At 71.8% G+C, this 16,590-nt stretch carries 12 protein-coding genes, 1 pseudogene and 3 CRISPR repeat arrays; of the genes and pseudogenes, 5 read left to right on the forward strand and 8 right to left on the reverse strand.

Annotated elements, in window-relative coordinates:
- Nucleotides 1–65 precede the first annotated feature (65 nt).
- From QSK22_RS31355 to QSK22_RS31370, 4 genes and pseudogenes are all read left to right on the forward strand, one after another.
- The gene (locus QSK22_RS31355; protein WP_285498096.1) at nucleotides 66–1,508 is read left to right on the forward strand and encodes a putative type IV secretion/conjugal transfer ATPase; all 1,443 of its coding nucleotides are present in this window, start codon (nucleotides 66–68) and stop codon (nucleotides 1,506–1,508) included.
- Complete coding sequence (locus QSK22_RS31360; protein WP_285498097.1) at nucleotides 1,505–3,307, forward strand: type IV secretory system conjugative DNA transfer family protein; 1,803 nt, start codon at nucleotides 1,505–1,507, stop codon at nucleotides 3,305–3,307. The genes QSK22_RS31355 and QSK22_RS31360 overlap by 4 nt, the downstream gene beginning before the upstream one ends.
- On the forward strand, nucleotides 3,304–3,888 hold the full coding sequence (locus tag QSK22_RS31365; protein ID WP_285498098.1) for a DUF4913 domain-containing protein: 585 nt from the start codon (nucleotides 3,304–3,306) through the stop codon (nucleotides 3,886–3,888). Before QSK22_RS31360 ends, QSK22_RS31365 begins: the two co-directional genes overlap by 4 nt.
- 525 nt (nucleotides 3,889–4,413) lie before the next feature.
- A CRISPR array of direct repeats spans nucleotides 4,414–4,686; the repeat unit is 28 nt; unit sequence GTCGGCCCCGCGCACGCGGGGATGTTCC.
- Between the two features lie 136 nt (nucleotides 4,687–4,822).
- A pseudogene (locus tag QSK22_RS31370) lies at nucleotides 4,823–5,740 on the forward strand (IS256 family transposase); the annotation flags it as partial.
- 3 nt (nucleotides 5,741–5,743) lie between these two features.
- Nucleotides 5,744–6,138: a CRISPR direct-repeat array (repeat unit 28 nt; unit sequence GTCGGCCCCGCGCACGCGGGGATGTTCC).
- 283 nt (nucleotides 6,139–6,421) lie between these two features.
- On the opposite strand, the gene QSK22_RS31375 reads toward QSK22_RS31370, so the two are convergent.
- From QSK22_RS31375 to QSK22_RS31410, 8 genes are all read right to left on the reverse strand, one after another.
- Entirely contained in the window at nucleotides 6,422–6,916 is a 495-nt protein-coding gene (locus QSK22_RS31375) for a hypothetical protein (RefSeq protein WP_285498099.1), read from the reverse strand.
- Between the two features lie 297 nt (nucleotides 6,917–7,213).
- The gene (locus tag QSK22_RS31380) at nucleotides 7,214–7,369 is read right to left on the reverse strand and encodes a hypothetical protein (protein ID WP_285498100.1); all 156 of its coding nucleotides are present in this window, start codon (nucleotides 7,367–7,369) and stop codon (nucleotides 7,214–7,216) included.
- Complete coding sequence (locus QSK22_RS31385) at nucleotides 7,363–7,734, reverse strand: hypothetical protein (protein ID WP_285498102.1); 372 nt, start codon at nucleotides 7,732–7,734, stop codon at nucleotides 7,363–7,365. Before QSK22_RS31385 ends, QSK22_RS31380 begins: the two co-directional genes overlap by 7 nt.
- A complete protein-coding gene (locus QSK22_RS31390; RefSeq protein ID WP_285498103.1) occupies nucleotides 7,731–8,009 on the reverse strand; it encodes a hypothetical protein in 279 nt (92 codons plus the stop codon). Before QSK22_RS31390 ends, QSK22_RS31385 begins: the two co-directional genes overlap by 4 nt.
- 392 nt (nucleotides 8,010–8,401) lie before the next feature.
- Nucleotides 8,402–8,653, reverse strand: coding sequence for a hypothetical protein (locus tag QSK22_RS31395; RefSeq protein WP_285498104.1), 252 nt, complete (start codon nucleotides 8,651–8,653; stop codon nucleotides 8,402–8,404).
- Between the two features lie 61 nt (nucleotides 8,654–8,714).
- Complete coding sequence (locus QSK22_RS31400) at nucleotides 8,715–10,049, reverse strand: helix-turn-helix domain-containing protein (RefSeq protein WP_352231506.1); 1,335 nt, start codon at nucleotides 10,047–10,049, stop codon at nucleotides 8,715–8,717.
- An 826-nt stretch (nucleotides 10,050–10,875) separates the two neighbouring features.
- A CRISPR array of direct repeats spans nucleotides 10,876–11,940; the repeat unit is 28 nt; unit sequence GTCGGCCCCGCGCACGCGGGGATGTTCC.
- A gap of 65 nt (nucleotides 11,941–12,005) precedes the next feature.
- On the reverse strand, nucleotides 12,006–14,249 hold the full coding sequence (locus QSK22_RS31405) for a relaxase/mobilization nuclease domain-containing protein (RefSeq protein ID WP_285498106.1): 2,244 nt from the start codon (nucleotides 14,247–14,249) through the stop codon (nucleotides 12,006–12,008).
- Nucleotides 14,246–14,572, reverse strand: coding sequence for a hypothetical protein (locus QSK22_RS31410; RefSeq protein WP_285498107.1), 327 nt, complete (start codon nucleotides 14,570–14,572; stop codon nucleotides 14,246–14,248). The genes QSK22_RS31405 and QSK22_RS31410 overlap by 4 nt, the downstream gene beginning before the upstream one ends.
- 379 nt (nucleotides 14,573–14,951) lie before the next feature.
- On the opposite strand from QSK22_RS31410, the gene QSK22_RS31415 reads away from it, so the two are divergent.
- Nucleotides 14,952–15,269: a hypothetical protein gene (locus QSK22_RS31415; protein ID WP_285498108.1), complete on the forward strand. Its 318-nt coding sequence runs from the start codon at nucleotides 14,952–14,954 to the stop codon at nucleotides 15,267–15,269.
- Nucleotides 15,270–16,590: the final 1,321 nt, after the last annotated feature.

The following is a 16,590-nucleotide window of genomic DNA, read 5'->3' on the forward strand; positions in this document are numbered from 1 at the left end:
CGGGCCCCGGCGCAGACGGGCCCGACGGCCGGGGGCAGGGCCGCCCGGCCGCGCTGAACCGGCGCGTGATCGCCCCTCGCCGCGGGTGGCCCGGCCCGGCCAACGGACGCGCCGCGCACGTCGAGGCCGGGGCGGTGTACCTGGGCACCACCACCGAAGTCGCCGGGCTGTTCCCGTTCCTGCAGGCCTCCGGCCTGCCCGCCGAGGGCGTGCCGATCGGCCCGGACCTGTTCAGCGGCGAGATGGTCTGCCTGGACCCGGCCGGATGGGTCGGCCGCCTCACCTCCAACCCGGGGGTGTGGGTCCAGGGCCAGCCGGGAGTCGGCAAGTCGGCGATCGCCAAGCGCATGGGACTGGGCCTGGTCGGATACGGCTACCAGCTGCTGATACCGGGCGACGTCAAGGGGGAGTACCGCGACCTGGTGACCGCGCTCGGCGGGCAGGTGGTGCGGATCGGCCGCGGCCTGGACCGCATCAACCCGCTGGACTCCGGCCCGCTGGGCCGCAGGCTCGCGGCGCTGCCCGCCGACGAGCGGGAACGGCTGCTGGCCGAGGTCAACGGCCGCCGCAGCGAACTGGTGCACGCGCTGCTGGCCACCGCGCACGGCCTGGGCCGCCGCCCCCGGGCCGCCGAGTCCACCGCGCTCAACACCGCGATCCGCGCCACCGTGCTGGCCGCGCCCGGCGCCGACCCGACCCTGCCGGACGTGATCGGCACGCTGCGGAACCCGCCGCAGGAGCTGATGGACAAGCTGATGGTGCGCGGCCGGGACGAGTACATCGCCCTCACCCGGGAACTGGTGGCGGCGCTGGAGAACCTGTGCGACGGGCCGCTGGCGGGCCTGTTCGACGCGCCCACCACCACGCCGCTGGACCTGGACGCCCCGGCCGTCAGCGTGGACCTGTCGGCGATCCTGACCGCGGGCGACAACGTGGTCGCCGCCGGGCTGCTGGCGTGCTGGGCCTACTCCTACTCGGCCGTCGACACCTCCCGCGCGTTCGGGTTCGCCGGCCGTCCCATCGTGCTGGTCCTGGACGAGCTGTGGCGGGCGCTGCGGGCAGGGCCGGGGATGGTGGAGGCGATGGACGGCATCACCCGGCTCAACAGGTCCAAGGGCGAGGTCTCCATGATGGTCACCCATTCGCTGGGCGACCTGCAGGCGCTGCCGTCCGAGGAGGACCGGGCCAAGGCGCTGGGGTTGATGGAGCGGTGCGACACCGCCGTCCTGGCCGCCATGCCCGCCTCCGAACTGGCGCGCTTCGCCGAGCAGAAACCGCTCACCGACCGCGAGCGCACGCTCGTGGCGTCCTGGGCGGCGCCGACCGCCACCGGCGTGGACGGCACCGGCCAGATCCATCCCGGCCGCGGCAAGTTCCTCATCAAGCTCGGCCACCGGGTCGGCATCCCCGTCCGGCTGCAGCTCACCGCAGCCGAGGCCCGGCTGTACGACACCGACCAGGCCATCCGCCGCCGGCTCGCCGAGGAGGCCGGGGGAGGGGCCCGATGACCGGGGACCGGCCGTCACCGCGCGGCGGCGACCTCGCCCCGTGGCTCATCCTGGGGGTGATGGCGGCCGGGCTGACGCTGCTGGCCGTCGTGTGGACGGGCGGCACCCTGGGAGCCGCTGTGACCGGCGGCGGCTGGCACCCGCCGTCCTTCTCCCTGGCCACCCTGGCGGCCTTCCTGCGCGGCGGCCCCGCCGCGCTGTGGCCGAACGCTCCCACCGCCGGGCCGATCGCCGGCATGCTCGCCGCCACCGCCGCCCTGGCCGCCCCGCTCGTCCCGGCCGCGCGGTGGCTGGGGCGCCGCCGGTCCCGCGGCGGGCTGGCCGCCGTCGCGCAGCTGGCCGACCTGACCCGGCCCGGCATGGCCGACCGCGCCCGGCTGCTGCGGCCCTCCCTCGCCGGGGCCGACGAGATCGACGCCCGCGAGGTGGGGATCCGCCTGGGCGACATGGAGCCGCGCGGCCCTGCCCTGTACGCGTCCTGGGAGGACACCCTGCTGGCGCTGATGGGCCCGCGTTCGGGCAAGACCAGCGCCGTCGCCGTCCCCACCATCCTGCGCGCCCCCGGACCGGTCGTGGTCACCTCGGTCCGCGAGGACGTCTACACCCTCACCGCCACCGCGCAGGCCCGGCGCACCGACCCCGAGGACGGCCGGCCCGCGCAGCTGTGGGCACTGGACCCGCAGCACATCGCGTTCCTGCCCCGCGACTGGTGGTTCGACATCCTGGCCGAGGCCCGCACCTTCGAGGGCGCCTGGCGGCTGGGCGGGCACTTCATCTCCCTGCTCGGCGACAGCGACCGCCTCAACTCCGACTTCTGGCTGTCGGCCGCCCGCGCCCTGCTGACCGGCATGTTCCTGTCCGCGTCCCGCGCAGGCCGCCCCATCTCCCAGGTGCTGCGCTGGCTGGGCAATCCCGCCGACACCGAACCCCTGGACGCCCTGCGGGGCCACCCGGTCGGCGCCGACCTGCGCAGCCGCATGGACGCCGCCGTCGAGACCCGCGACGGCATCTACCAGACCGCCCGCGAAGCGGTCTCCTGCCTGCTCGACCCCGACATCCTCGCCTGGGTCACCCCGCCGGCCCCCACCGACACCGCCAAGGTGCGCCGGTTCGACCCCGACGCGTTCGTCGCCGGCCGCGACACCCTGTACCTGCTGTCGAAGAAGGGCACCGCCTCGGCCGCCGGGATCGTCGCCGCCCTCACCGACGCCGTCCTGCGCGCCGCCGAACGCCGCGCCGACCGCTCGGCCGGACGGCTCGACCCGCCCCTGACGGTCATCCTCGACGAGGCCGCCAACGTCTGCCGCATTGCCGACCTGCCCGACATGTACTCCTACATGGGCGGCAAGGGCGTCATCCTGATCACCATCATCCAGAACTACCCGCAGGGGCAGGCCGCCTGGGGCAGGACGGGCATGGCGGCGCTGTGGAACGCCTCCACCGTCAAACTCATCGGCGCCGGCGTCGACGACCCCCGCCTGGCCGAGGACGTCTCCAAGCTCATCGGCGAACACGACGTCCCCGTCCGCAGCGTCTCCTACGGCGGCCAGCAGGGCCGCTCCACCAGCACCACCCCGCAGCTGCGCCGCATCGTCCCGCCCGACAAGGTCCGCTCCCTGCGCCGCGGCCACGCGTTCCTGTTCGCCACCGGCCACCCCGTGACCCTGCTCAAACTCCGGCCCTGGTTCGGCGAACCAGGCGCCGACCGGCTGCGAGCCGACCTCACCCGCCAGCGCGACCTGCTCAAGGCCCGCGCCGAACGCGCCACGTCCACCGCCGACTCACACCGACAGACATGACGAACAGCAACGACCGCCGGTACGCCGAGGACATCGCGGACCTCAAGGCCCAGGTCAAAGGGCTCGCCACGAAGGTGCGGGAGCTGCAGGAGCAACTGGAGCAGCTGATCGCCAGCGGCCCGGCCGTGCCTCTCAGGCCCCCAGAGGCGACGGCGGCCCCGCCTCCTGCCGAAGCCGGCTCCGCAGAACCGCACATCCTGTCGCTGGACGGCGAGGCCTTCACGCGGGCGCTGGAGAAGCTGGCGACCTGGGTGGACGACTACTTCATCCCGGCCTTCGTGGCGGGCCGTCCGATCAAACCGACCAGCCCATGGTGCCCCGAGTGGTGGCGCCACCCCGAGGCACTCACCCGTCTGGAGGCGCTGCATCGCGCCTTCGAGGAACTGGTCACCTCACCCAAGGCCACGCAGAGCGGGCACGCCAGGTGGATCACCGACTACGTCGACCCCACGCTGGAGCAGCTGCGCTCACCCACCGGCCCCTTCATCCGCTGCACCACCGACCCCGACTACCCGAAGCACAACGCCCCGCAGGCCTTCCCTCTCGCCCGCGTCGATCAGCTCCCCACCAACACCGACTGAGCCTCCGGCTCCCTCGCCATGGCTCGCGCTGAGGGCAGGCACCCGCGAATCCAACCAAATGAGAACCCACCCCCGCCGTCATAGACTCGCAGGTCAACAAGTATCAGCCCCGCACACGCGGGGATGGTCCTCGTGCCGACCGTGCCCGTCGACACGGCGTGGCATCAGCCCCGCACACGCGGGGATGGTCCCGGAGCCGTCCATCGGGAGCGCTCCCGACGCTGTCGTCGGCCCTGCGCACGCGGGGGTGGTTCGGGTCTTGCTGTTCACGTCAGCGCTACGGCCAAGGGACCGGACGGCCGACCTACAGACGGAGCGCTCAGCGGCCGCGTCAGCCACGCGTGGGCGCAGCGGCTACCAGTCGTCAGCATGCGCAAGGAAGGTTCCACAACGGCCTCGCCAATGTGGGCCAACGCAGCGCAACAGCCAACCCCCCGCCTGCTTGTTGGGCCACCCCTGGTCCGTTTGCGAATCCAACTAAATGAAAACTGGGTTTCTCCGCTATAGAATCGCAGGTCAGCAAGTGTCGGCCCCGCGCACGCGGGGATGTTCCGCGTCCGGGCGGACCGCCACGGCAGGGACAGCCGTCGGCCCCGCGCACGCGGGGATGTTCCGTGGCCTCACGGGTCCGCCCGGCCAGCATCAGCGTCGGCCCCGCGCACGCGGGGATGTTCCGATTCTGCGGACCACGCCCGGCCCGCTGGAGGTGTCGGCCCCGCGCACGCGGGGATGTTCCCTCGGTGAACGTCATCCGCGGGTGGTCGACCCAGTCGGCCCCGCGCACGCGGGGATGTTCCTGGCGGTCGACCCCGGGTTGCGTCCACGGAGGTGGTGTACGAGTTGATGCAGGTCAGAGGGCGTGGCGTCGTGAAATGAGACGGCCATCGCGTGATCCTTCGAGAAGCCGAAAACCAAGATCGAAGGAGAGGACGCGATGGCCGATGACACCAGTGTGGACCCTGCGGGCTGGTTTGCCGAGCAGATCGGGGCGTGTGAGCCGGATCTGCTGCGATCGATGGTCAAGACGATGGCCGAGGCGCTGATGAGCGCGGAGGCCGACGCGATGTGCGGCGCCGGCTACGGCGAGCGCAGCAGCGAGCGGGTCAACCGCCGCAACGGCTACCGGCAGCGGGACTGGGACACCCGCGCCGGCACCGTGGAGCTGGCGATCCCGAAGCTGCGCAGCGGGTCGTACTTCCCCGGGTGGTTGTTGGAGCGCCGCCGCCGGGCCGAGCAGGCCCTGGTGAGCGTGATGGCCACCTCGTATCTGCTGGGGGTGTCCACGCGGCGGGTGGACAGACTGGTCGAGCAGATGGGCATCCAGGGCATTTCGAAAAGCCAGGTGTCGGAGATGTCGAAGGTGCTGGACGAACAGGTGGCCGCGTTCCGCAACCGGCCGTTGGAGGCCGGGCCGTATGCGTTCGTGTGGCTGGACGCCCTCACCCAGAAGGTGCGTGAGGGCGGCCGCACCGTGAACGTGCACGTGCTGGTGACCACCGGCGTCAACGCCGACGGGCACCGCGAGATCCTCGGGGTCGAGGTGGCCTCGGCCGAGGACGGCGCCGGATGGCTCGCCTTTCTGCGCGGGCTGGTCGCCCGCGGCCTGTCCGGCGTCCAGCTGGTCGTCTCCGACGCCCACGCCGGGCTGGTCGAGGCGGTCGCATCGACGCTGCCGGGGGCGTCCTGGCAGCGGTGCCGCACCCACTACCTGCGCAACCTGCTCACCAGAGTCCCCAAGTCGGCCCAGCCGTGGGTGGCGACGCTGGTGCGCACCATCTTCGACCAGCCCGCCGCCGAAGAGGTCCACGCCCAGCACGCCCGGGTCGTCGCCTCGCTGGCACCGTCGACGCCATCGGTCGGCCCCGCGCACGCGGGGATGTTCCCTCCGTCGAGCTGCCGGTCAGAGCCTTGTCCAGGTCGGCCCCGCGCACGCGGGGATGTTCCGCGACCCGGCGCTGGGAGTCGTTCGAGGTTCTTGTCGGCCCCGCGCACGCGGGGATGTTCCATACGATGGCCCGCTGTCGATTCAGCCTCCGCCGTCGGCCCCGCGCACGCGGGGATGTTCCACTCCATGTAGAACCGTCCGGGAACGTTAGCTTGGTCGGCCCCGCGCACGCGGGGATGTTCCGGACACCGCCGCGCGGGAATTGGTCACGCGATAGTCGGCCCCGCGCACGCGGGGATGTTCCTGGGCACGGGTCGGCATCCGTGATGCGCGCCCAGTCGGCCCCGCGCACGCGGGGATGTCCCTGGCCTTGCGGTATCCGGGGGCCAGGTTCGCGGCCGGCCCCGCGCATGCTCTTTCTCCGCTCGCCCTGCTCGCCCGCGACCTCGCCGCATTACCAGTCGCCCCGCATGCGGCCGCCCCCACCCTCCACACGGAGGGCGGGGGCGGCTTCGTCATGCCCGCTCAACTACACTGCGGGCTGGCCGGATCCGTCGCACTTCTTGCGGTCGCCGGGCGGCTGGTGGTCGGGGGTCGGGTCGCCCTTCTTGGCCGAGGTGCGCGACCCGCACACCGGGCATTTCGCCATCAGATCTCCTTCCGCTGCTGGAACTCTCCTTCCTGGGTGGGCTTCGCACCGGCGGGCAGCGTGTGCAGGAACAGGCCGTAGTTCGTGTGGCCCGAGTGGAATTGGACCTCCAGCCCGTACGGACGCGGCCCGTCCTCTCCCGCCGCTGCTTTGCCGGTGACGCTCTTGATCTCCGGGCTGCCAGCGTTATTGATCAACGCGGCCAGGTGCTGCTCGACCTGCCGCATCGGGAGCCGACCCGAGGTCGGCAGGTCCGGCACCGTGACCGGCTCGGGCGGCGTCCCGGTGACGGGCTCCTCGGGCACACTGTGGTCGTCGCCGGCGCCGCTGGCGCGGACCCACTGCACGTACACCTGCGCACCGGTAGCGAACCGGATCGTCGTGCCGCACGGCTTGTGATCGATGCCTGCCTCGGCGAACGGCGCGACCTCGGCGACCGCGGGGGACGCCGCCAGCACGTCACGCACCCACGGCTCCCATCGGGCCAGCCTCATATCGTCTCCCTCCGTCATGCCATGTCAGCGGGGCCACGCTACCGGCGGCGGGGGCGGGGCGGGCCACCGCGCCATGGAGACCCGCCCCGCCCGTCTGGTGCCGCGCCCCGGGAGGTACCCCTACGCACACGGGGGCGCGGCGGTCTGGAACCGCGGCCCGGGGCGTGGATGTGCCGCCGGCCGCCCGGGACCGCGGGGTCTACGACGTCAGCAGCCGCCGGGTGACCTCGGCGACCCCGTCGGGGGACGTGCATGTGCCGGCACTCATCGCCGATCCGCACGGCCAGCCACCAGCCGTCACCGACGGTCTACGGCGATCGCCGGCCGTCCGCCGGTGTCGTCGTCGAAGGCGTTCCAGACGTCGGGGTAGCACCGGCGGATGAGGACCGACCGGCCGCCGATCCGCACGCAGATGCGCCGACCGACGTCCTCGGACAGGTCGCCGGTCACCATTCGTCGTCGTCGAGCTGGACGAACACGCCGACAAGGCGCCGCCACAAGGGCGAGCGGGGTGCTTCGTGTCGCCCGTGCACCGCACGCCGCACACGCACCGGCACGGGCCTGGGCCCGGGGGCCTGCCGGGGCTGGGAGACGGGCCGCACCCCCGCGGCGGCCAAGCACCGCTCCAGCCCGGCGGGCGTGACCGCGGCGACCACCTGGTCCCCGGCCGGGTGACCGGTCGGCCGCAGCACCATCGCCATCCACGCCGCGTTGCGGTCGTCCCACCACACCGGCACCCGGTACCGCCGCTGCAAGCGGGCGGTAATGGCGGCGGTGTCCCAGCGCACCGGCCCCGCGTGCACCGATGGCGCGGTCACCGCGCCGCCTCTTCGGCGCGGCGCTCGGCGCGTCGGGCGAGGCGGCCGAGGATGTACAAGACCGCGTCCCGCTCGTGCCCGCCACCGGTCTCGGAGATCGGCTCACCGTCCCCGGTGAAGAACCACAGGCGGCCGCCGTCCTCCTCGCGCGGCCGACAGGTGATCGTCAACCAGACACCGGCCGCGTCCGCGACGCGCAGCGTGTGGGCGGCGACCGTCAGACCGTGCAAGGCCAGCTTCCGGCCGAGCGCGGCCAATGGGTCATACTCGTACATCAGTCGGACCCCTTTCGTCCGGCGAGGCCCCGGGAGTCCCCGCTGCCCACCAGCGGCCCGGGGTCGTCTTCTTGTGTGTGGGGGCACGGCCCGGCCCGGGCCCATCGGGCCGGGCCGTGCGGGAGCGGGCAGCGCATCACATGGCGAGACACCCCGCTCCAGGCCGCGCTGGTGCGGGGGGCGCGGCAGGTCCGGGCCACCACCCGGACACTCAGGTCGCACGACCCCCGCCGTGGTGCTGCCTAGGACCATCCAGAGGACGGGCGGCCGTGCGACGTCATCGGAGCCCACGGCCGGCACATGGGGCGGTGGTGTGCCAGCCGCGAGGTGTCCCCCCTCCGGGACCGCGGCCCGCACCCGCATGCCGCGAGAGCAGGCCCAGGCCGCGGCGTTCATGCGCCGACCTCGCGCAGCACGTACTGGATGCGGTCGGCGGCGGCGGACACCTCGGCGACCGGACCGATGCCCTGCCCCCACGCCCAGCGGAACGCGGCACCGTCGCTGACGACGTCGTCGTTCATGCGCGGGTGCGCGGGGTGCTGTACGTGCAGCACGGGGCCGCTGCGGGTGCGGCGGAGGTCGGCCGTCCAGCCGCGGCTGGTCAGCTCGTCCCGCAGCACCTCAAGGGAGGCCGTGGCGTCCATGCCCACGTACGGTAGGGACGCGATGACCCACGGGGTTCACGAGTGTGAACCGTGTTGTTGATTAGTGGGGGATGCCCATCCGCGCCGCCATCCCGCGCAGCTCCCGCCCCTGCGCGGCGACGCGCGCTTGCTCCAGCATCACCGCGATCGTCTCGGCCACCTTCGGGTCGTTGCGGAACCGCTGCGGCGCCGTCTCCTCGCTGCGCCGCAACCACCGGATAGCGTCGTTGCGCCACTTGGGGTCGCGCGCTAGGCCGCGGCCCACATCTGCCAGGAAACACGTCTTGCGGCCGGGGTGTATATCGAGCTTGGCCTCGGTGACGCCCTTCGCCAGCTCGGCCACCTCGCCACCGCCTTTCCCGAGTTCGACGCCGACGGTGACGCGCCAGATTGCCACGTTGGTTTTGCTGAATGCCTGCCAGTTGTTTTTGAGGTCGTCGGGGACGCGGCGGGCCAGGTCGGCGGCCTCGTTGAGCCAGTGCTCGGCGGCATCTCGGTTGCGGCTGGCGGCCGCTGCCAGCGCGGCGTTCAGGGTGAGCATGCCCAGCACGGGCACGTCACGGTCGTCGCGTATGTGCGGCTGGAGACGGTCGGCGGCGCGTTCTGCGAGGGTCTGGACGCGGTGCCAGTTCGCCGCGTTGGGGCGAATCACGGAGAACGCCGCCTTGCCGCGTGCGATGGGGTCGTCGAGCAGGACGGCGGCCTCGTCGGCGCGCGTCGCGGCGAACTGGCCGAGATCGGGGTGGCGGAGCGACCTGGCCATGCCGGCGGCGCACATGTACGCCTCGACAAGGGTCTCCAGGGCGAGGCGCTGCGCAGCTTCGTCGGCAGGCTGGGCGACATGCCAGTGCAGCTCGTCGATGAGGTCGGGCAGGTCTTGACCCACCGTGATGTAGTCGTAGGCGCGGCGGTGCTTCTCGACATGCCCCGTCATCAGGGCGACCAGCTCGGGCAGCGGCCGAGCGCGCTCGACGACCGGGTCGGCGTGGAAGGAGTTCGACTCCAGGGCGACACGCAGCGGCGAGACGTAGGCGTGCGGCTCGGACTGGACAGGGTCGGGGCCGAGGTGCGGGCCGCCGGTCAGATCGGTCTCCGAGACGCGCAGTGCATTGGCGAGGGCGGCGATGTGGGAGCGGCGGTCCAGTGCACGCTGGCCACGCTCGGCCATGGACAGGAAACCCTTCGACAGTCCGGCCAGGCCAGCCAGCTCGTCCAGGCTCATGCCCCGCCAGCGGCGAAGCGCTCGGAGTCGGGCCCCGATGGTAGTCTCGTCATGCATCGGCCTCGCACCTTCCTGATGTCTCGACAACCTCAGGGTACGGCGCGGGGCCGAATCGCGTAACGCGGTCGGCCGTCGGCCGAGCGGCCGCCCCAGCAGCGTGCGATGTCCGGCCATATCGGCGGCTTCGAGCTACTCGGCGATGCCCAGGACGTACGGCAGCGTGGCGAGCGCTGGTCACGCGTCCCACGGCAGATCATCGCGGCCGCCATGCAGTGGACGATGACGAGCAGGATGGCGCGGTGTAGGAAGTCGCGCCAGATCTCCCGGTCCGTGCGCTCGGGCCGCTGGGCGAGGCGCGCGCGCATGATCTCGGTGAACCGGGCGCGGTCGCCGCCGGCCTCACGCCAGACGGCCCGGCGGGTCAGGTGGCGGTCGTGGGCGCGCTGCACCGCTGCCGCTACGCGGTCGCGCTGGGCGGCCCATGCCGGGTCGGGGCCAGGACACATCGAGGGCACACCGCCCTCCCATCGCCAAACATTGCTCATCATTGTCAAACGCTGTTTTGGCAGGTGAGGAGCGATGTGGCGGTATCTTGACAGGTCGGAGAAGCGCAGCGAGGAGTACTACGACTTCCCTAGCAGGTCGGCCCCGCGCACGCGGGGATGTTCCGCCGGTGGATATGCCGCTCGTGCGGATCGCCGCCGTCGGCCCCGCGCACGCGGGGGTGGTTCGGGTCTTGCTGTTCACGTCAGCGCTACGGCCAAGGGACCGGACGGCCGACCTGCAGACGGTGCGCTCAGCGGCCGCGTCAACCACGCGTGGGCGCAGCGGCTACCAGTCGTCAGCATGCGGAAGGAAGGTGCCACAACGGTCGCCAATGTGGGCCAACGCAGCGCAACAGCCAACCCCCCGCCTGCCTGTTGGGCCACCCCTGGTCCGTTTGCGAATCCAACTAAATGAAAACTGGGTTTCTCCGCTATAGAATCGCAGGTCAGCAAGTGTCGGCCCCGCGCACGCGGGGATGTTCCCCCGCAACGACCAGGGACTTTCCATCGAGGCACGTCGGCCCCGCGCACGCGGGGATGTTCCCCGGCTGTGCGACGACCCCGACACGGCCGTCCAGTCGGCCCCGCGCACGCGGGGATGTTCCCGTCGATGCCGTAGACCTCGTGCAGGTCAGCCTGTCGGCCCCGCGCACGCGGGGATGTTCCGCTGTACCACCCGACGCACGACGCGCTGGAGGCGTCGGCCCCGCGCACGCGGGGATGTTCCCCGCGACGACGAGTGGATCGACACCCACCGCTTGTCGGCCCCGCGCACGCGGGGATGTTCCAGCACGGGCTGATCCTCGGCGCCGTCCGACTCGGTCGGCCCCGCGCACGCGGGGATGTTCCGGAGCAAGGGCCGTGACCATCGAGGTTATCGAGGTCGGCCCCGCGCACGCGGGGATGTTCCCCCCAAGATCCGCGCCCAGCAGGCCCCGCCCGCGCCGGCCCCGCGCACGCGGGGATGTTCCGTGGAACACGGTCGGGACCTGGACGCTGGAGGTGTCGGCCCCGCGCACGCGGGGATGTTCCCACCCAGTCATAGGTACTGACGGTGCCATCGTGGTCGGCCCCGCGCACGCGGGGATGTTCCGCCGGCGAAGAGATCCGCTACCTCGACCGTGACGTCGGCCCCGCGCACGCGGGGATGTTCCCCGGCCGATGGGTTTGGTGCGCCCGCACGCGCGGTCGGCCCCGCGCACGCGGGGATGTTCCCTCGTCCTGGCCGCGGCCGCGGCGCATGTCGGAGTCGGCCCCGCGCACGCGGGGATGTTCCAGCGCTGGCCCTTGTCCATACTCCGGTATGGGCGTCGGCCCCGCGCACGCAGGGATGTTCCCACGGCTTTGGCCAGACCACTGATCCGGGGATCGTCGGCCCCGCGCACGCGGGGATGTTCCGCATGCACACCCAAGACTGTCGCTGGACGATGTGTCGGCCTCGCGCACGCGGGGATGTTCCATGCGCGTCCACGCTGGCGTAGCCGTACACGGCGTCGGCCCCGCGCACGCGGGGGTGGTTCGGGTCCTGCTGTTCGCGTCAGCGCTACTGCTAAGGGGCCGGACGACCGACCTGCAGGCAGTGCAGTCAGCGGCCGCGTCGGCTGGGGCCTCGGCTCAGGGAACGCGCTGCGCTGCGCCGGTGTCCTTGAGCCGATGGCGGTGTCGGGGGTGGTGGTGTCGGACGCTGCTGTTGCGCACTTGTCAGGTACTGCCGCACGCGCCAGGCCAGCACGGTGGCCGCTGACTGCGGAATACCACCTACTTGCGCCTGCTTTTGGCCCTCTTCTCCTTGTCCTGATGGCTGTTTGCTCTGCTGGCCTTCTTGATGTCCCCGCGCTGCTCGAGTGACCTGGGACAGGACATGCTCCGCTGTGTACCCGGCCGCCTCAGCGTCCTGGAGCACACCGATCAGCACCGTCCACGCAGGGTCGTTGAGTACCGCATCCGCGTCTCGGCCCGCCACAGCGCGGACGGCCTGGGCGTAGCGGACCGCGGCGTGAATTAGACGCTCAGGTCTGGCAGCCGGGTCGTCGCTCCGCTCGTCTCGCTGCACAGCCGACTCGTTGGGTTTGCCATGTCGCTCAGGTGCGTTTTCTGGCGGCTGGGCAGCAGCGCTGTGTTGGTCGCCGGCAGTTGGCTGCCCCTCCTCCGCGCGCGGCCGGACGATCTGCTGATTTGCCGCCGTTTCGGTGGTCGAAGCTGAAGAGGCGGTGCGCGTCAGCCAGCGTTGCACCCGCCATGTCAACACTGCCGCTACCGAGTCGGCGTCGCTCAGCGAGCGTTCCGCTGTGACTTCGGCGAGGACGGTGGCGGCTGAGTGTCCGGCTTGTTCGGCCTGCCGGAGGACCGCTGCCAGCGCGGGCCAGGCCGGATCGTTCAGCACTTCTTCGGCGCGGTCGCCGAGCGCCGCGCGTACCGCGTCGCGCAATTGCGGTCGTTGCGCGGCCTCGGAGTCATAGGGCGCCGAGGGGGAGTCGTTGACGGTTTTCAGCCCGAGCGCGGCTCGCAGATGGGCGTTGGCGAGTTGGGCAGCCTCGGCCTGGAGGTTCCATCCCCGCGCCCGGTACCAGTGATAGGCGGCCACGGTCGCGGCGATGGCGGAGGCGATGAACAAGAACACCGCAGCGGCGTCGCGGCCACTGGCCAGAGCCCGTCCCGCGGCGGTGAGTCCTTGGGCCGCGATGCGGAGGTCGGCTGCGGCCTGGCGGGCGTGCCGTTCGATTTTCGGTGCCTGGCCGGCGCGTTCGAAGGCGCGCGCCGCCGCCTGCAGTTGCGGGCGGACGGTGACCGGAGCGCGTTCGGCGGCAGCCGACAGCACGTCGGTCATCGCGGCCAATATTGCGGCCCCGTCGGCGTCGTCGGCACCGGGCAGCACGCGCGCCGCCTGGTGGACCGCGGCGGCGGCCCGTTCCCACGCCTGCGCACCTTGTTCCGGTGAGGCCGCCGTCCCAGCGTGTCCGGACGGTTCTCGTGCGGCGACGGCCTCGGCGTGCTCACGTATCCGGGCCCGGACGCGCGGCAGTGACAGATCGGGAGCCAGTTTGGCCCCCGAGTACCAGATCGGCTCGCCTTTGGCGTTGCGGTCGCCGGGCATCGCCACGGCGTACCCGAAGACGTCCCCGGTCGAGTTGAGGTTCTGCCGGACGCGCAGGCCCTTGGCCTCCAGGAGGGCGAAAAACTCGCGTTCGCTGCGGGCCGCGATCGCCGCGTCCCGCACATGGCGTTGCAGTGCCTCACGTACTGGGATGTCCATACCGAGTCGTCTGGCCTTGCCGAGTTCCTTGCGGGATGGGGTACGCCGCGCGGTGCGGTCGGCCGGTGCGGTGGGACGCAGTCCGTACTCGCGTTCGATCCGCAATATCTCCGCCCGCGCGCGCAGCGCGTCGTTGTGGTGGTCGAGCGGCGCTCCGTCCACGCGGGCCAGGGTCGCCACGATGTGGATGTGGTCTTCGGCGTGCCGTACGGCGATCCACCGGCACGCTCCGATGTCGCCGGGTGGGGCGATTCCTGCGGCGGCGACGATCCGGCGGGCGATGTCGGCCCATTGCCCATCGGACAGCAGCCGGTCGGTCGGTGCCGCCCGCACCGGGTAATGCCACACCGGATCGTTCACCCGGCGGCCCAGTTCGTGCTCCAGCACGCGCACGGGCTGTTCCAGGAGGACGGCCAGCCGCCGCAGGCCCGTCTCACCGACACGGGCGGGGTCGTCCTCACGGCCGCTCCAAGAGGCGACCAGGTGCGGATCGCGGTGCTCTTCGTGGGCGCCAGGCCCGTACAGGTACCGCAGTAGTCCGTCGGCCTTGTCGCCTCGGATCACCTTCCCGATCACCGGCCCTCCTGCCGCCGCAAAAGCTCGGCGACGGTCTCGTCCAGGCGCCGCACCGTCTGCTCGAGCGTTGCCGCCAAGTTCTCCGTCGCGCTGGAGGGGGAGGACGAGGTCGCTGCGATCCGATCCAGGGTGGCGCCGATCTGCTGCAGCTGCTCGCGGGTGACGAGGAGGACTCGCAGCCGCTCTCGCTCGTCGGCGGGCAGCGGCGCGAGTTCGCCGCGGGCCACCGCCACCGCTTTTTCGGCGACGTAGGCGGCCGGCGCCACACCCGCGCGGCTCGCCGCCGCGGTGACCGCGGCCATCTCCTGGTCGCTGAAACGCACCGGTCCGACACGGTGCGGCCGCTTCACGGCGTCGTGCCGTCGACGCCTTGAAACTGCCGACGTCACGTCCGGAAAATCACCTCCCGGCACCGGCGGCATGCGCGGCGCAGATCATGGCCTCGCACCGAAAGCGACCTCGACGGGAAGACAAGTCTGACTTCTCATATCTCTTGCTCCATCAAGATCAACCTATGTGCGATCGTGAAATAGATCGTGGTTGGCTGATGGACCCCGCCGTCGGCGAGCCATGGAGCATGCAGATGTGCCGCAGTAGGCGGGTCTCTCTTGCGGCCCATCCACCAAGCACGGCATGTCGCAGTTCCGAGGCGAGAACAAGCCGACTTCCTTCACAAGCAAGATCATTCTAGGGTCACCGTCTATGACCGGTGATTTGGAAGCAATCGAGGCAGCCGCGTTGGCCGTGCTCGACGTCGAGGGCAAGATCAAGGCCGTTCGCGCCCTCACCGCACTCCATCAGCGCCGGCAGGAGTTGCTGAGCGAACTACAGGAGGTCGAACGCCAGTACGGCGCCGAGCACGCCGCTGCGTTGCGCGTGGGATGGACGTCCGAGCAGCTGGGCAAGCTCGGATTCCCCGAACCGACCCGGCGTCCACGAGGCCGTCCTCGCGGCAAGACGCGCCAGGCGTCCGTCAAGACCGGCGGGCCGCCGACTGAGGACGCATCTGCGACGGCGTAGTCGTCGGCGCCCCCTCCTTCCTCCCTCCTCACCATCCCTTCCTCCGCCCTTCGATCCCGCCTTCCCGGGGAGGTCCCCTGGTGCTGCCCGCCATCGCCGGGCGGCGCGACGACTCCGGTAGGCGCAGGGCCGAGGAAAAGGGCATGCCGATCACAGACGACCAGGCTGGGCCTGCTCCCGATGGTCTTGGGAGCAGGCCCAGCCTGCCGTCACCTCGCCGACGAATCGTCGAGCCATGGCCGCATCGGCGGGCATCAGCCCTGGGGCTGCACCGTCAGGGGCAGCATTCCGCCCCGCCCATCTGCGCGATGGAACTGCCGCAGAACCCGTACGTGGGGACGGCTGGCGAAGACGAGGCGGGTCGCGTGGTCGTCGTCGTGCGGTGTAGTGGCGGCGGGATGCATCAGTTCCCTCATGCGAGCCGAACGGCTCGGACTCCCGGGGCGGGGGCCGGGTGCTGCCCCGCCCCTGCCCGGATCACCGGACGGCCGCCCGGATGCGCGCCACCTCCCGGCGGATGCACGCGGTGCACACCAGCCCCGTCCGCGAACCCGCGCCGTGAGGGAGCTGTACCTTTTTCCAGCTCGGCGAGGGTCTTCAAGGCCCCACAGCGGAAGCACGCGGTGAGGTCGTGAGGGGCGAGCTTGACGTCGAGGCGCATCGCCGGCTCCTTCCGCCAAGCGGGCCCGGGGCCCGCGGGGTGTTCCGACGCGACGGGTCAAGCGGCGGAGGCCAGGCACCGCAACCTTCCAGGCGAGGACCGCGAAGATGTTTTCTCCCCTGGTCCGCTGGATCCGGTCGGCGAACGCCGACCAGGAGGGAGAAAAGATCTTCGCGGTCCGCTCCCACGGTCGGCCGTCACCGGTCGCGGCGTGCGCGGCTGCGGTTGCGGTCCCTGGCCGGAGCTGCTGACCAAAAGCGGCGGAACACCACGCGACGCCCTCGAGCCGCCGGTGGAAGGACCCAGCGATGCGCCTCGCGTCAGCGAACCCCGCACGCCCCAGCGCGTGTTTCGCTGCGGGGCCTTGAAGACCCGACCTCGTGGTCGGCATGAGGTCGCGCGCGGACAGATATGCGCCGCGTGCATCCGTTGGGAGGCGGCGCGCTTCCGGAAGCCGGTATTTCGAGTGAGCGGGGATGGGGGCTGCACCGGCTCCCGGTCCCTCTGTCCGAGCCGTCTGACACGGCATGCAGGGGTCACGTCCAGCGGAGTGGTGTATGAGTCGGCCTCCGCGTGATCCTGTTGCTGCAGGTTAAGCGGTGAGTTCTCGGTTGTCGTCCTCGGGGTCTTGTGCGGTGCCGTCGATGACGCGCAGTCTGG

The sequence above is a fragment of the Actinomadura sp. NBRC 104425 genome (assembly GCF_030269545.1).
In the GTDB taxonomy this organism is placed as follows: Bacteria; Actinomycetota; Actinomycetes; order Streptosporangiales; family Streptosporangiaceae; genus Spirillospora; species Spirillospora keratinilytica.

Bases quoted from the DNA above. Each gene is read 5' to 3' on its own strand.
- QSK22_RS31360 (WP_285498097.1), top strand. From the start codon at position 1,505: ATGACCGGGGACCGGCCGTCACCGCGCGGCGGCGACCTCGCCCCGTGG.
- QSK22_RS31400 (WP_352231506.1), bottom strand. From the start codon at position 10,049: ATGGCCGGACATCGCACGCTGCTGGGGCGGCCGCTCGGCCGACGGCCG.
- QSK22_RS31365 (WP_285498098.1), top strand. From the start codon at position 3,304: ATGACGAACAGCAACGACCGCCGGTACGCCGAGGACATCGCGGACCTC.
- QSK22_RS31380 (WP_285498100.1), bottom strand. From the start codon at position 7,369: ATGGTGACCGGCGACCTGTCCGAGGACGTCGGTCGGCGCATCTGCGTG.
- QSK22_RS31395 (WP_285498104.1), bottom strand. From the start codon at position 8,653: ATGGACGCCACGGCCTCCCTTGAGGTGCTGCGGGACGAGCTGACCAGC.
- QSK22_RS31390 (WP_285498103.1), bottom strand. From the start codon at position 8,009: ATGTACGAGTATGACCCATTGGCCGCGCTCGGCCGGAAGCTGGCCTTG.
- QSK22_RS31375 (WP_285498099.1), bottom strand. From the start codon at position 6,916: ATGAGGCTGGCCCGATGGGAGCCGTGGGTGCGTGACGTGCTGGCGGCG.
- QSK22_RS31415 (WP_285498108.1), top strand. From the start codon at position 14,952: ATGACCGGTGATTTGGAAGCAATCGAGGCAGCCGCGTTGGCCGTGCTC.